At 44.7% G+C, this 14,729-nt stretch carries 11 protein-coding genes; 5 read left to right on the top strand and 6 right to left on the bottom strand.

The features are described 5' to 3' along the window. The 3 genes from AC5ZC7_RS00840 to AC5ZC7_RS00830 all read left to right on the top strand — a co-directional run bounded on the left by AC5ZC7_RS00840 (nt 1) and on the right by AC5ZC7_RS00830 (nt 4,065). A complete protein-coding gene (locus AC5ZC7_RS00840) occupies nt 1–2,247 on the top strand; it encodes a hypothetical protein (RefSeq protein ID WP_496160046.1) in 2,247 nt (748 codons plus the stop codon). Between the two features lie 1,041 nt (nt 2,248–3,288). Continuing rightward, nucleotides 3,289–3,492, top strand: coding sequence for a peptidase associated/transthyretin-like domain-containing protein (locus tag AC5ZC7_RS00835; RefSeq protein ID WP_496160047.1), 204 nt, complete (start codon nt 3,289–3,291; stop codon nt 3,490–3,492). 132 nt (nt 3,493–3,624) lie between these two features. Further along, nucleotides 3,625–4,065, top strand: a complete 441-nt coding sequence (locus AC5ZC7_RS00830; RefSeq protein WP_496160048.1) for a hypothetical protein — start codon at nt 3,625–3,627, stop codon at nt 4,063–4,065. A gap of 59 nt (nt 4,066–4,124) precedes the next feature. Here the strand turns inward: AC5ZC7_RS00830 and AC5ZC7_RS00825 are convergent, their stop codons facing one another. Then, the gene (locus AC5ZC7_RS00825) at nt 4,125–4,433 is read right to left on the bottom strand and encodes a hypothetical protein (RefSeq protein ID WP_496160049.1); all 309 of its coding nucleotides are present in this window, start codon (nt 4,431–4,433) and stop codon (nt 4,125–4,127) included. A gap of 226 nt (nt 4,434–4,659) precedes the next feature. Between AC5ZC7_RS00825 and AC5ZC7_RS00820 the strand changes: the two genes are divergently transcribed. After that, entirely contained in the window at nt 4,660–5,157 is a 498-nt protein-coding gene (locus tag AC5ZC7_RS00820) for a DUF2867 domain-containing protein (protein WP_496160050.1), read from the top strand. A gap of 9 nt (nt 5,158–5,166) precedes the next feature. Here the strand turns inward: AC5ZC7_RS00820 and AC5ZC7_RS00815 are convergent, their stop codons facing one another. Beyond that, the gene (locus AC5ZC7_RS00815) at nt 5,167–5,586 is read right to left on the bottom strand and encodes a hypothetical protein (RefSeq protein ID WP_496160051.1); all 420 of its coding nucleotides are present in this window, start codon (nt 5,584–5,586) and stop codon (nt 5,167–5,169) included. 7 nt (nt 5,587–5,593) lie between these two features. Then, on the bottom strand, nt 5,594–6,331 hold the full coding sequence (locus tag AC5ZC7_RS00810; protein WP_496160159.1) for a protein phosphatase 2C domain-containing protein: 738 nt from the start codon (nt 6,329–6,331) through the stop codon (nt 5,594–5,596). 146 nt (nt 6,332–6,477) lie between these two features. On the opposite strand from AC5ZC7_RS00810, the gene AC5ZC7_RS00805 reads away from it, so the two are divergent. Beyond that, entirely contained in the window at nt 6,478–7,440 is a 963-nt protein-coding gene (locus AC5ZC7_RS00805; RefSeq protein ID WP_496160052.1) for an NAD(P)-dependent oxidoreductase, read from the top strand. A 50-nt stretch (nt 7,441–7,490) separates the two neighbouring features. Here the strand turns inward: AC5ZC7_RS00805 and AC5ZC7_RS00800 are convergent, their stop codons facing one another. From AC5ZC7_RS00800 to AC5ZC7_RS00790, 3 genes are all read right to left on the bottom strand, one after another. Further along, a complete protein-coding gene (locus tag AC5ZC7_RS00800; RefSeq protein WP_496160053.1) occupies nt 7,491–8,801 on the bottom strand; it encodes a RagB/SusD family nutrient uptake outer membrane protein in 1,311 nt (436 codons plus the stop codon). 21 nt (nt 8,802–8,822) lie between these two features. Continuing rightward, a complete protein-coding gene (locus tag AC5ZC7_RS00795; protein WP_496160054.1) occupies nt 8,823–11,954 on the bottom strand; it encodes a SusC/RagA family TonB-linked outer membrane protein in 3,132 nt (1,043 codons plus the stop codon). 213 nt (nt 11,955–12,167) lie between these two features. Continuing rightward, nucleotides 12,168–14,645, bottom strand: coding sequence for a glycoside hydrolase family 9 protein (locus AC5ZC7_RS00790; RefSeq protein ID WP_496160055.1), 2,478 nt, complete (start codon nt 14,643–14,645; stop codon nt 12,168–12,170). Nucleotides 14,646–14,729: the final 84 nt, after the last annotated feature.

Here is a 14,729-nt window from a genome sequence, read left to right as displayed (position 1 = left end):
ATGAAAAGTGTGTTAATTATTTTATTGTTTTTAGGTGAGATGGTATACGGTCAGGCACCACACCAATCACCGCGTAACGGGAAAGGGCACCTGCTTTCAAAGGTGCCCTCCCTTGACGAATTGGCGTCAGATTGGATGACGGTTTCCTCCCTCAGGAATTTTCCTTCCGTGAATAATTTTGTAGGAGGATTACAGACAACAGAAAACCTTACAGGGTTCCAAAACCTCACCTTTCCGCCATACGCCCAGGGAGGCTCTCAATCTTACTCATGGGAGTTCGGACTGAATGCGGCCTCATTGCCTTCAGATAAAAAAGAGCCAGGTGAATGTGCATTGTTGGTTAATGGAAGGCCTGTTATGGCATCAGACAGCCGTTGGCTTCCATATGAAGTACAGCGAAAAACATTGATCAATGGTGTTGAAATGAGCTCATTCATTCGCCTGCCATTTGAACAAAAGGGCGTACTGGAAAAATTGATGTTGCGTAACACATCTTCGAAAAATCAATCCCTGACGCTTCGCTTAAAATGTCATGGGCATGTACGTTATTATCCACCGGCATCCTGGCAAACCTGGAGCAATGAACGTCCGACGGATACTAATTTTACCATCCAATCAACCCATGATTTGCAGATGGGTAAAACGGGCGGATTGGTAGTACAGGATAAGGCATCCCGGGCTGTTACCTGTTTTTCATTTGTAACGCCACCGGATACGTGCCTGATGTCTGCGCGTGAAAACGAGGTACAATGGACTATTGTGATGGCCCCTGGTGAAACAAAAAAAATCGAATGGGCATGTGTGATAGGGGAAGACGCTAAACTCGCAGCGTCTTTGGCCGAGAACCGGACCAGGAATTTTAATAATGAATTTGATGCTGCAAAAACAAAATGGGAAGCGCGCTGGGCGGCCTCCTTTGTGCCGGGGAATAAGCATTTTTCAGGACATTTTCCTACCCTGGAAACAAATGATCCTAAAATTCGCAGGGTATACTACATGGGGGTATTGACCCCACTTTTGCTTTGCCGGACTAACCTGCCCCTGAGTCCCCGTTGTTTTGTAACAGCAGGCCCCCAATGGGCCAATACACTCACTTATTTCTGGGATGCTGAAATGTGGGCGAATACCTGGGCAATGCTGGATCCCAGCACCATGAAGGAACACCTGGCCAAATGGTTGTCAATGGATATCCACCACTGTTATGCAGTAGACAATTTGTCGGGTGGTAGTGCCGGGCCGTGGTATGCTGCGAATGACTGGTCTGTTTTTCGCTGTGTGGAAGCATATCTTGCTGTAACCGGCGACAGCTCTTTTCTTCGCCGACGTATCGGTAACCAGTCTGTTCTTGAACACCTCGAAGCGTTAGCCACCTTCTATGAAACCCGTCCCCTGACAAAGGATTTACCACTGGGTAATTATGGAGGTCCGGAGAACTTGCTGGAATGCTCTCCCAGTTATATTGAAGGAGTGCCATCGCTGAATGCTGCCAACGTGTATATGCTGAGGAAAACCGCGATGTATTTTCAGCAATCGGGCAACCATGAACGCGCTGTTGCTTTAAAAGAGAAAGCCACAAAGTTGCTTCCTTTCGTCATGTCGCTCTATGCTCCGGGAGAGGGAGTTTGGAATGCACTGGATACTACCGGCAATAAGGTACCAATCCGCCATTGCTTTGATTATATCGTTACCGGGCAGGCGTTGGAAAATGATCTGTCGGGAAAAATAAAGCAGGAAATGAATCACTTTGTAGCGTCCGAACTCCTCACCAAAACCTGGATGCGGGCCATGTCGCTAAAAGACCCTGCTGCCGCAAAATCAGACCGGCCAGACCACGGACCGATGGGGAGCTATGATGCATGGCCTCCATTAACAATGGACGTGATGTGCCGTTTGGGAGATTTCAACAGAGCCCTGGTTTTTCTACGCGCCACAGAGGAAATCACACATGAAGGATCCTGGGCGCAATCGCATGAGTTCCTGGGGCCTGACAGTCACGGCTACAACCCTGTAGTCCGCACAGCCAGCCGGGGTGGGCAAGATGCAAATGAAGGCTGTGGTACCGCATTTGCCGAAGTTATCATTCGTTCATTTTTTGGCTTCAGGCCGGATCTTTCCAACAATACGCCAGTATTACTATCTCCGCATATATCACGTGGTATGGAGGGTACATTAAAACACGTACCATGGAAAAATAAATTGTATACCATTGTCAGCAATGCGAAAGGTGTGCAGATGAAGGAGGAGTAGTATAGTTCAATAAAGTATGGAAGTGGTCACAAAATAGCTTACAAGTAAGTCTGACAGCGGGTTTCGGTTTGTACCGAAACCCGCTTTTGTTTTCAGCCCCTCACAGGTACTTACAGCGACGCCCCGGAAATTTTATTCAGTGCCTCAATGCATCATTAAAGTCACAATGAGTGTCTATTTATCATGTACATATTTACAAGATCATCTTGAAATTTGTTATTCCTGTTTAACAAATAACCCTATAAACGAATTGAACAAAATTTATATCGATACTTGCGCAGACAGATCCGCTATCGATGATGCGATAACGGATCATTGATTTTTTCACTTAAAACAAAAAAAATGAAAAAACTATCTTTAAAGGAGATTTTAGGAATTGTTAACCAGGTTTTACTCGCAATTCATCTGGTATTAATGATTACCATTCATTAGATCTGAATTACCTCAGTAAGCCCCTATGATGTTTTAACATCACGGGGGCATTATTGTTCACCAAAACCAGAGACTCTGACAGGGTCATTAAAATTTCGTATCGCTAAAATAAAACTATTCACCAACTAAAAAATACAAACTTGTTTGTTAATCATTGATTAACAAATCGCAGCCTTTAATTACTAATGGGCCAGCAGAACAAGTCGCCAGCAATTATCTCCTTAATAATCAAGCATTTTTCGGAGAAAACTTGAGCTATTTAGATACCTTTATTTGTTCCCAATGTTTTCGCTCCCACCCCATTATGAAATAACGCCCTTCCCCTCCGGTTAACGATGCTGCAAAAAAACCTTACCTTAAATCAAAATAACACCCATGCCCTACCGATTAAAGTCACTTCCTATAACCCTTATCATATTACTAACTTCTTTAACAACCCTCTGTCAAACGAAAGACAAATACCATCAACTAATATATAACGGAAAGTATCTCAACCAATTGATAGTTGACCGGATCCCAGATTATGGAATTACTGGCGGAGATGGATGTGTAATAGGAAGAGAATTTCTACTGGAATTATCAGATATAGACCAACAAAAAGTGGAAGGCATGGTTAAAGATGTGGAAACAAGAGAAGTACTTGCCAATGCCACTGTTAAACTAACAAGACGAAATGGCCAAACAACAACACTCCTCACTGACTCTACTGGCCGGTTCCTGTTGGAGAAGTCTTCGCCAATAAAAGCGCTTCAAATCCAATATATAGGGTACCGGATATTTAAAATACAGGGATCTTCCAAACAGTTATTCTAATCATTCCCAAACAAATATACCTACCATTAAAACGGCTTCTCTGGGTTCGGCCTATCTTGTAGGCCCTATGAATATAAGAAAGAATACATCCATATTCACGCCAATCGGCGACCTTCAATCAAAACTATAGTAATGCACTATATTTCGAAATCACTTTGCACAACTATTATCTTACTAATTATTTCCTTCGCCAGCCAGGCACAGGAAAAACAAATCTATCCGTTGTTCTTTTACAATGGCAAGCCATTTCACGAACAGATCATCAATCGTTTTCCACATTATGGCATTTCCGGCAAAGATGGTTGCACAGTGCTGGGCGAAATAATGTTAGAACTAAATGATGTTGGTAAAGAAAAAATTGCGGGCATGGTTAGAGATGCTACAACAAAAAAAACACTTTTAGCCACTGTTATACTACTAAGGCAAGATGGCAGCAAAGATACCCTGAATACAAAACAAGATGGAAAGCTTCTGATAAATAGGGCATCTCTGATCAAGGAACTACAGATAGATGCGGTGTTTCCTCTTTATCGCAGGCTAAAAATACAAGGAGCACCGGGCCTGTTACTCTGATATCCTGGTAATGTCATCTGATGTATCCCCATTCATCCAGGGATACACCAGATATACTGTTACTTTCCACCCACGTATTTCACCGCGGCTTTCGCAAACTTTGTCCACTGCTCACTATAATCTCCCGGCACCTGTACCCATTCTTTCATCGCTCTTTTCTTTCCAGAAGGATCAAACAGGGTAGCCCCATCTAAACTCAGCGCTTCGGCATGTATATCACCGGTTAATTTAAACACCATTTCATTTTGAAAAAAGCAGATAAATGCTTTCCCATTAATTTTAAAGCAGGGCTTCCCGAACATCTGGCTTTGTTCGGCGTCTTTTACTTTTTGCCCAATGGAGAGGTACAATGTTTCTTCAGTAGTCATATGTTTTTTGTTTTCCAAAGCGATCGCTTTGTTGTTAATGTTTTGGGGATATTATATGATTAAGCTGTTTCCATATCTGGCCTGTTATTCCTGGTAAAGTGCATTTTTGGGGGAGTAGCAGACTATCTTTTTCTCATAACGATGTCGTCAAATATATTAACAATCTTCGAAATTGCCTGCTTAATCAAGAGGGTATAACGTACTCTTTTAAAATCATTCCATACATTTGCGCGCATTAAAAATGGAGATAGTAAAAGATATATCCGCATATACTACAGTACCCATCACGGGTTGCTACCGGGATGCCCGTACTGCCGCTGTGGCTCATCCTGAACAAACGCTGCATAAAATATTTTCCATTGGCGGTATCACCGGCTGGTACTATGGCAACTGGCTCTGGCAGCTAAGAGGCTTTATTGATAAGCTTTGTGGAGGACCGGGACTTCGTCGTGGCCGCCGGCATCCACATGACATCCATACAGGTGAGGCCCTGGATGTTTGGCGGGTTGCTCATGCCAGCAGAGAAGAAAAACGGCTATTGCTATATGCAGAAATGAAGCTGCCGGGAGAAGCCTGGCTGGAATTTTATATTGATGAAGATAATATACTGCACCAAACAGCCACCTTCCGTGCACATGGACTGGCAGGGCATCTATACTGGTATGCGGTGCTTCCCTTTCACGGCTTTATTTTTAAAGAAATGATAAAAGCACTCGCGCAGTAACTATTCTTCCTACGGAAGGATGCATTGTAATGGCAACACAAAAAGTACTTTTACTTTCCTCCCATATTCCCTGCCCGGACACCATGCCGGCATCATCTCCACTACATGCATGAACGCTCTATCCAATGTCCCCACACTCCTTGACGTATATGTCGGCTTTATATTACTCACACACCCCAAGGTATCTATAACAAAGCTGACACAAGAAGAAAACTGTCCTTCCTCCAGCATATCCTTCGACATACGGATATTTTTTAACAGGTATTTAGATAATGCAGCGTCACCACCAGGAAACTCCGGTGGTGTTTGCACAAAGGTATACACGCTATCCTGGTTCACCTGCTTCCTTCTAACTTGTTTAGTTTGTTGGCCTGATGCGTACAAAGTCATCAACATAAAAAGGGGCAATAACCATGTTTGTCGGGTCATAATATAGTTATTTCACCAGTCGTATTACCGCCAAATCATCCGTATGATTAAGCCCATACTGATGTTCCAGCGTTTTCAACCTCATATTCAATATCTCCTCATTTCCCATTGCAATCTTATCCTGCAATAAAAATGCTATAGGATCAATGATTTCATTATTGGCTGGCGCGGCTACTTTAGTAAATGATTCAATACCGTCTGTGGCAATGCTGATATCTTGCAGTGTATCGATAAAAATTCGCTGTTGTTGGGCATGATACCAGGTATCAAAATCAGCCGATAAATGAAATCCAAGATAATCAGGTTTATTATCCTGATCAAAAGATGTGAGCACACCGTTAACACTTACTACGCCGTCACCAACAGCTAATACTACGCCTTTACCTGCCTGCGTATCTGCCAGCAGGATGATTAAAGTGGTCAATAGTTCTTCCCGTTCCAGCTGCAATTGATTTTTGAGTATTTTGATTTCACTAAACAACTCCTGCAATATTGCTTTAAGATAATTATCCAGCGTATAGGTGGTCAACTCTTTTGTATAGAATTCTTTGTAGCTAATCGCTTTGCAAATCTTCCGTAATAACTTGCCCACTATTGTGGCTACCAGGTAGCTGTCTTTTCCCATGGTACATCCATCCATTACTGCGCAAACGATTTTATTTCGGCCAATGGCATCTGTAAAAAGATAATCTTCACAATGGTTGATGTGGTAAGCGCCCATGCGCAGGGTAGTGTATAGGTTCATATTCAAACTGAGAGCAAGATAACAACTTTCGGGGAATGATAAAAGGCATTCATCATCACGACTATTTGAAATACGATCGATTCAAAAACAGCAGAGGCCATCTCCCCATAAAAAAGTAATTTGCATACCTCATTAAAACCCGGCACATGAAAATAGCTATTCTGGATGACTACCAAGATATTATCAGGCGTCTTGATTGCTTTAAATTACTGGCATCCCAGGAAGTAACGGTACTTCATCACACGGAAAAAAATCCTGCTTTACTGGCAGCTCAACTGAAAGATGCGCAGGTGCTTGTATTAACAAGGGAAAGAACGAAAATAAGCGACGAACTACTCACTTTGTTACCCAATTTGCAACTCATCAGTCAAACCGGGAAAATAGCCGCACATCTTGATCTGGCAACCTGCACCAAACACAAGGTAGCCGTAGCAGAAGGCATTGGATCTCCTGTGGCGCCGGCAGAACTCACTTGGATACTGATCATGAATACGCTCAGGCAAATTCCCGCCGCTATAGAAGGCATGAAAAACGGACAATGGCAGGTTAATATCGGCACCACTGTTCATGGGAAAACAATCGGCATCTGGGGATACGGAAAAATAGGGAAAATGATAGCCGGTTATGCCAAAGCATTTGGCGCTAAAGTACTGGTATGGGGAAGTGAGCAGTCAAGAGAAAATGCGGTACAGGATGGTTTTGAAAAAGCAGCTACGAAGGAAGACTTCTTCCAAAATACAGATGTTATTTCCCTGCACCTCCGGTTAAACAACAGTACAACAGGCATTGTAAAAGCCGCCGACCTTAGCTTAATGAAACCTACCGCTGTACTCATCAATACCTCCAGGGCAGAACTCATTGAAAAAGGCGCCTTGCTTACCTGCCTTAAAAAGGGCAGACCTGGGTTTGCCGGTATAGATGTGTACGAAGAAGAACCTATATATGACCCCCATTCCGAATGGCTGCAAATGCCCAATGTAGTATGTACACCACACCTGGGCTATGTGGAAAAAGAGAGTTACGAGCTGTATTTCGGAAAAGCTTTTGAAAATGTAATGAGCTTTGTAAATGGCCAACCGGTTAATATTGCCAACCCGGAAGTTTTATAAACCGAATTAAAAAAGGTTGCCACGTACGGTGGCAACCTTTACAAAAAAACTTAAAGCGCCGGATCCGGCGGTGTATTCGGATTATCGTTTCTTTCTACAAAAGGATAAGGGAAATAATTTCTTTTCCGCTCTGCCTGTGGTCTTCCAAACCGGCGGCAATCTTCCAGTTCTTGCCCGCCCATAAACAACTCTATCCGACGATGCTTATAAATTAAATTCAGCAAATCAGCTTCGGTAGCTGCAACAACAGGAGGCAACTGCGCCCCTACTCCAAAAGCATCTGCGGAAGGCTGTTTGGTCACCACCTTATTCAATTCTATAAGGCCGGCAGGCACATTATGCTGACGCGCATAACATTCGGCTTTTATCAATGTCATTTCCCCTGGTAAGTAGATAGGTACCGCAGTAGTGTTGGTTTTGAAAAATCCGTTGATAAGGAAACGCGGTTTCAGGGGGGCCTGATTTAGAATATAAAACGGTACCCGTTGATCAGTCAGATCCGGTTGGATACCCACCGGCAAGCCCATCGAAGAATCTACCACGTTATAGATATTATTGGTAGCCGTTACCAGGGTAAAAACCGGGTTGGTAATCTGCTGATTAAAAGAGAGCGTAGACTTTACGGTAAGGTCTACGTTATTAGCCGCATCCAAAGCAGCAGCATAGTCTCCTGCGTATAATGCGTACCTGGCTTTTAAGGCATACAAAGTATTAATGATGTTCACACTACTGGGTACATTTACGCCAAAACTACTACTGATAGGTGTCGCTTTAATGGTATTGATGGCATTATCTAACGTAGCTACCGCCATTGTATATCCTTGTTTACCAGGAACAAAACTTACATCTGTAGTGGTGGTATCTGGCTTACCGGTAGTGGCAGGCACCTGCTCCCAGAAATTAGCCTGTATGCCTATGGCAAGCGCTTTAAATATGGAGGTGTAACCGATCAACCCACTGGCAAAAGCCTTGTCGGTTACAACCGTGTTGGTTCTCCGCAGTACACTGTCGGCTTCATAGCGGATCTTATTGGTTACTGCCCACATTTGGGTCACTACTGCGTTCGTGTTTAATATACTGCTACCGCCGGCATCTATCTGCGCTTCATCCGTATTACCCGGATTGGTCACAAATGTTTCCTTCGTCAATAAACTGCCGGAAGCAACGGTATTATATAACAGTCCTACGCGGTCTTTTACATACCATGCCTGCAAACCTACTGCCACACCAGCTAACGTAACCGGAGAACTATATGCTTGCTCTGAAGAAGGGCCTGAAGGATCGGCATAATCTTTTTTACAGGCGGTGATCAAAGAAAATACCAGGGCAATTAATAAGCTATATGGAATATATCGTTTCATAATAGATCGTATTTGATGGGTTTAGAATTTTGCGCGTACGGAGAAATTGAAACTTCTTGGAATAGGTACTGCTCCGAAGTCGATGCCACGCAGCACAGAACTTTGTCCGGCTGCATTTATTTCCGGATCGTAGCCTTTGTAGTGATCCCATGAAATCAGGTTCCGTCCGCCCAGGCTCAGCGACAAATCACTAAACCCTTTAATTTTACCAAAGTCATAGCTGAAAGACACTTCACGCAGCTTTACAAAAGAGCCGTCATCTATCCGCCATTCCTGGATGTTATAGTTGCCGGAAATAAAACCACGGGGTAATAAACCTTTGTCTTCCTGCTCTGCTATTTTACCATTGTCTACGCCTTGCCTTGTTCTGAAATCTGCATTAAACACATCTACGCCCTGTACAGCGTCCAGTTGAATATGCAATCCCAGCTTCTTATACTGAAAATCGCTGGTCAGCGTAGCAGTATATTTAGGATTGGGGTCTCCGATTTTTTTATTCAGGGCGGGCTTGGTGGTAGGCGGTAGCCCGGTAGCCGGGTCACGTGCAACCGTATACGTTAGTGGCGTTAACTGGGTACCTCTTTCTGTTACAGGTATGCCGGCAGCGTTTTTCAGCATATTGCCGTTGTCGTCGCGGGCAAAGAAAGTACCATAGAAGAATCCAATAGGTTCTCCATTGGCAATCCCTATCGGCGCACCTCCTACCGTATTATAAAGAATCAGCGATTGCCCGATGTCTACCGCTTTGTTTTTATTGTGATTGTAAATCGCTGTCAGGTTCCAGTTGAAATCTTTTGTTTTTACAGGTGTGAGGTTCAGTACTACCTCCAGGCCCGAGTTTTGAAGCGTACCGATATTGTCGAGGTAGAAAGAATAGCCATTCGTAGGTGCAATCGCACGGCTAATCAACAAATCTTCCACGCGCTTTTTGTAGTAGTTAACGGATAAGGATATACGATTATTCAGGAAAGCCATATCCGTTCCAATTTCCAGTTCTTTTTGCTTCTCTGGTTTTACATTAGGGTTGGTGTACGTGGAAGGCGATTGAAACGAGGAAGCACCAATAAACGCGGTAGCATTATAAGTATTATAACGGCCATAGGCAGGGATACCGGTCAGGTTACCTGATTCTCCATAAGCCGCGCGGAACTTCAGCAAATCCCACCATTTGGCCAGGCCTGAATTCGCCCAGTAATCGGTGCCAGATAATACATAGCTACCACTTAACTTAGTGTAAAGCTGGTTTCTTTCATCCACACCAAACACAGAAGATCCGTCTACCCGAAGTGCACCGGTAACAAATAACTGGTTGCGGTACTTAAAATTCTGCTGAATATACTCTCCGGAAACAGACAGCTCTGTTCGTTGATCTGCGCCGGGAATAATCGTAGTAGCCCTGTCGGAGGTTTGTACAAACGGTGGAAGCCCCCTGCCTTGTTCCAGGGTGTAATGCATGCGTTGATATTGTACCGAATAACCTACCTGCGTAACAGAACTGAGCTTATCATTAATATCCCAGTTATAGGTGGCATTCAGGTCATGGTTAATCATGAATGAATTGTTATTTCCGGCACTGGCATAGCCATTCTGTGTGGGATCAAGGGATACACCGCCGCCATAAAATCCGGGGCTCACAAAGTAAGCAAAGGCAGGCATAAACGTAGTACCGTCCTGGCTGTAATTATCTATGCCCATGCGATAATCCACGGTCAGATTTTTAATAGGCCGCAGCTTAAAGCCCGCACCGGCTATCACCCTGCCTACATGTTGCTGCTGCCTGAAATCTTCTATAACCGATACCGGGTTTACCCTTCCGCGTTCACCTACTTTCTGGAGTTGTCCCAGGGCGTTACGCTGTTGTATGTCGTAGTAGTTACCAATGATAGTCACGGAGTTCATGGGAGAATAAAACGTGTTACCATCTGGTTTTTCATCTGACTTACTATACACATAGTTCAGGCTGGCATTAAAGCTGATCCAGCTGGCGAGTTCCTGATCCAGGTTTAACCGGAAACTGTAGCGACTGAAATCCGTGTTCTTAATAATTCCCTGGTTATAAAAGTAACTGGCAGAGGCGTAATATTTTGTTTTGTCCTTACCACCGGCTACAGAAATATTATTGTCGGTACCCACGCCGGTACGGAAAATATAATCCTGGTAATCGTAGCGTTTTACCGGGGTCGTACTCACCACGGCCGGTGTCAATATATTTTGGGTAGAGTCATTGGGCGATCCCCCGAATTTAACGGGGGCGTTATTGACGTCTAACTTCTTCCGAAGCTGGTTAACAGAAAAAGTGGTGGAGAAATTCACTACCGGGGCGCCTGTGCTGCCTCTTTTAGTGAAAATCTGGACTACACCGGCATTGGCACGGGAACCATAGATGGCGGCAGCGGCGGCGCCATTCAGCACCTCTATTCTTTCAATATCGGCCGGGTTAATATCCGACATCCGGTTTTGCCCTACGTTACCCACAAAATTATCGCCAGTAGATCCGGTGCCATAGCTGGGATCGGCGTTGGTAACACGGGTGGTAGAGTTATCTATAATCACCCCGTCTACAATATACAGTGGTTCTGTAGATCCTGATATGGTACTGATACCACGGAGTTTTACAGAGATACCACCACCGGGATCCCCGGAGTTTTGTGTAATCTGTGCACCGGCAGTTTTGCCCTGCAAGGCTGCCAGCACATTGCCGGAGCCTCCTTTGTTCAGTTCGTCGGCTTTCACGGTGCTGATATAGTTACCTAACTGACGGCGGGTGGTCCCTTCGGAAGTACCGGTTACTACTATTTCATCCAGCTTGGACACGGCGGCCGTTAACTGCACATTTTGTGTGTAGCTGCCATTGGCATCATTTACTACCAATACACTTTCTTTAGGTGAATAACCGATCCCTGAATAGGCCAGGGTATAATTACCACGTTGGATATTGGCGGTAAAACTATAGCGGCCATCCGGGTCGGTTTGAGCTCCTTGCTTGGTGTTTTTAACAATCACTGTAATGCCAGGCAAGGGAGTATTCTGTTCATCCGTGACCCGGCCGGAAATTTTCACCTGCGCCATGGCAGTAAAAACACATAGATGTAAGAGTAACCATAGCAAAACGGGTCGTCCTTTTGCTATCATAGTCGACATAAATAAGTGCATAAAAAAGGTTTAATGAGTTGTTGTTTGGTTGATTACAGGTACTGGGTTTACTTAAATAGGACTATTCCCGCTATTGAATTCAAGCCGATTTAGAGATCATATAGTTCTTCTTTACTGTGTATATCCATTGGGTAACAAAGCAGGCAGACAAAAGTTGTAATAAATAATTGCGCTATTTGTTTTTATAGGTGATGATTGGTTGAAAAAAAGTATTTATTGCAGCACGGTTTCCAGTGTTAAAAAACGATATCCTTTCTTTTTTAGTGTGGCAATCAATGATGAAAGCTGGTGGTAAAATTTATCGGTACGTCTTGGATCAGTACCAATATGCATCAATAATAAAAAGCCATTTAACCCACCGGGATGTTTCGCTTCGTATTGCAGTATGCGATCATAAATAGTGGCGGATGACTGGTACTGTTTTCCCATTTCCGGGTAGGTATAATCTGCGTTGGCCCCTGTTCCCGGCGTAAAATTCACCAGGCGTGCACCCGCTGTGGCAGCCCATTGCGTGATACTATCATTATACCATTCATAAGCAGGTAAAAACCAGGGAGCAGATTTTCGGGAGATACCAACCGCCGCCATGCTGTTGTAATTGGCAGTCAGATCGTCGAGGAATTGTGACCGGGTCACCAAAAGGCTGTCGCGTTGTTGCCAGTCGCAATACAACAGATGCTGATCCCCATGAGGTCCCAGGTAATGACCGTCTGCTTTCAGTTGTTGTATCAGTGTTTTCCTGGCAGGATCGCGGTAAAATTTCCCTGTAAAGAAAAACGAAGCGGGCACTTGTGCTTGTCGCAGCGTAGTTCGTATCACAGTGCCTCCATCCGCAAATTCATCTCCCGTAAAAACAAGTGCCAACTGTTTACGACTACTATCTCCCCGGATAATGCCACCGTGATCGTATTGCCGCTTTCCGGCGCCCTCCTGCGCTTTGGCTGCCAACAGGTATACCAGCGAAGCCGTGCCGTCCATAGTGGGTTCGTTGGTGCTGTAGTCACCTTCATCATCGTGGTATACGGCTAAATTGCTTTGAAACTCCGCGTATTCATCCGGCCTTGCCAAACGTATGCCGATGAGATTTTTGTAGATGTTGGTATACACCGGGCCATCTACCAAACCACCGTCTACCCGGTAGTGTCCAATAACAGAGAAGGCAGAATGAGGATCTTCAGGCGTATCTCCCTGTGCAGGCAAGCCATATACCATACTGGTTCCCCATGGATTACAGCCAAACAGCCAGTCGATGTTGGCCTGCTCCAATGCCTCAAAATCATTACTTCCCGTGAGCTGCCGGTACCAATAACACTGGATTGCAAATGCAGTCGTAAGGTTATTACTGCACCAGATAAAAGGTACCCCGCGATAAAAGGCATTATGTTGCGCCCGGTTCCATACCTTTTCAATACCGGTTCTGTAATAGCTGATCAGTTGTTTTCTCTCTGTACCCGTGCTTTGTGTGGCCAATGCATAATGTCCCAGGTTAATGAAGGGATACCATTGATAATGGTTGGCGGTATCTGCGCCCAGCCAGGGTGTTACTTTCTCCTGCTGCGCATTTTTCCATGCTGCCTGCTGATAGCGGGACTCATGCGTGATTTGATATAAGGTGGCTGCTGCCAGCTCCATATCATCAGTCCAGTTGTCTTCTGCATAAATATAAGGTGAAAGCGTAGAGGCAGTCTGACAAACGCCGGGCTGCGCCAGTCCCATTTGATAGGCCGACAAAGCACGTTGCTTTAGCCATTGCGCATAGGCGGTATCCGTTAGTTGAAATAAACGATATCCCAATGCAAAAGCGCTGGAAAATTTACCTGCCGTAGAAGCTACGCCGGTACTTTTATTTTTATACTTTCCTAATCCCTGTGGTTGCCCGGTGCAAAAGTATACGGGGCGTTCAAAGCCCTTACCATAAAAATTATCTTGTTTGGGCAGGCGCATACCGTGATGGTCACGATCATCTGCCACCTGGTTAAACATAATTTTGCTGTCGGGATGCATTTTCAGCAGCCAGTCGAGGCCCCACCGGGCTTCGTCCAGTACGTCTTTTACGTGGTTAGCACCGGGCAATCCGTTGGCGGCGTATTGATCAGCAAATACTCCCGGAAAATCGCGGTAGGCGGCCAGTAAGTGAAAGGTGGCGTTGGCGGAAGTTGTCACATATTGCAGGTAGTCGCTGGCATCATGCCAGCCACCAGCTACGTCCACATGGGTGCTATCCGGCATGGGACCGTACATGGTATAGCCATCGTGTGTATGACAGGAGTCTTTCAAAAAAGGGTTGAAGCCACTTCTTTGCTGCCGCATATAACGCAATAGAAAATCCGGCGTACTGGCATAAACGTTATCGTCTATACGAAAAACAGGGGAAACGGTTGTTCCGGTTTTCAGGTAATACGTTCCGGTCTCTCTAAAAGCACTGAAATTTAAACGGCAGGTTTGTTGGAAAGGTCCATAGGCGCCAAAGTCTGTGCTGGCAGTACCAGTATACACTACTTGCTGCGTGGCCGCTGATATCAGCTGAAAGCTGTGTGGTAACCCACTTTCTTTAGCTCCCCAAACGGCTACTTTAACACCATTGGGAAGATATCCCAGCTGGTTAATACGTATCCATGACTGTGCCTGACCAGGAGTAGCCAACAGCCAACAAAAAAACAGATGTAATACCAACAATGTATTTCTCATCATGCCAGATCTGGTTGAAAATTCTTACATGATAAAAATACTTTTTTTAAAGGACAGCCAGACAAATACTTTACTTAATCGTTTTCG

The organism is Chitinophaga sp. 9-1-y, assembly GCF_059511905.2.
Note: the sequence above shows the minus strand (reverse complement) of the source record. Positions and strands in the feature narration are given on the sequence as shown.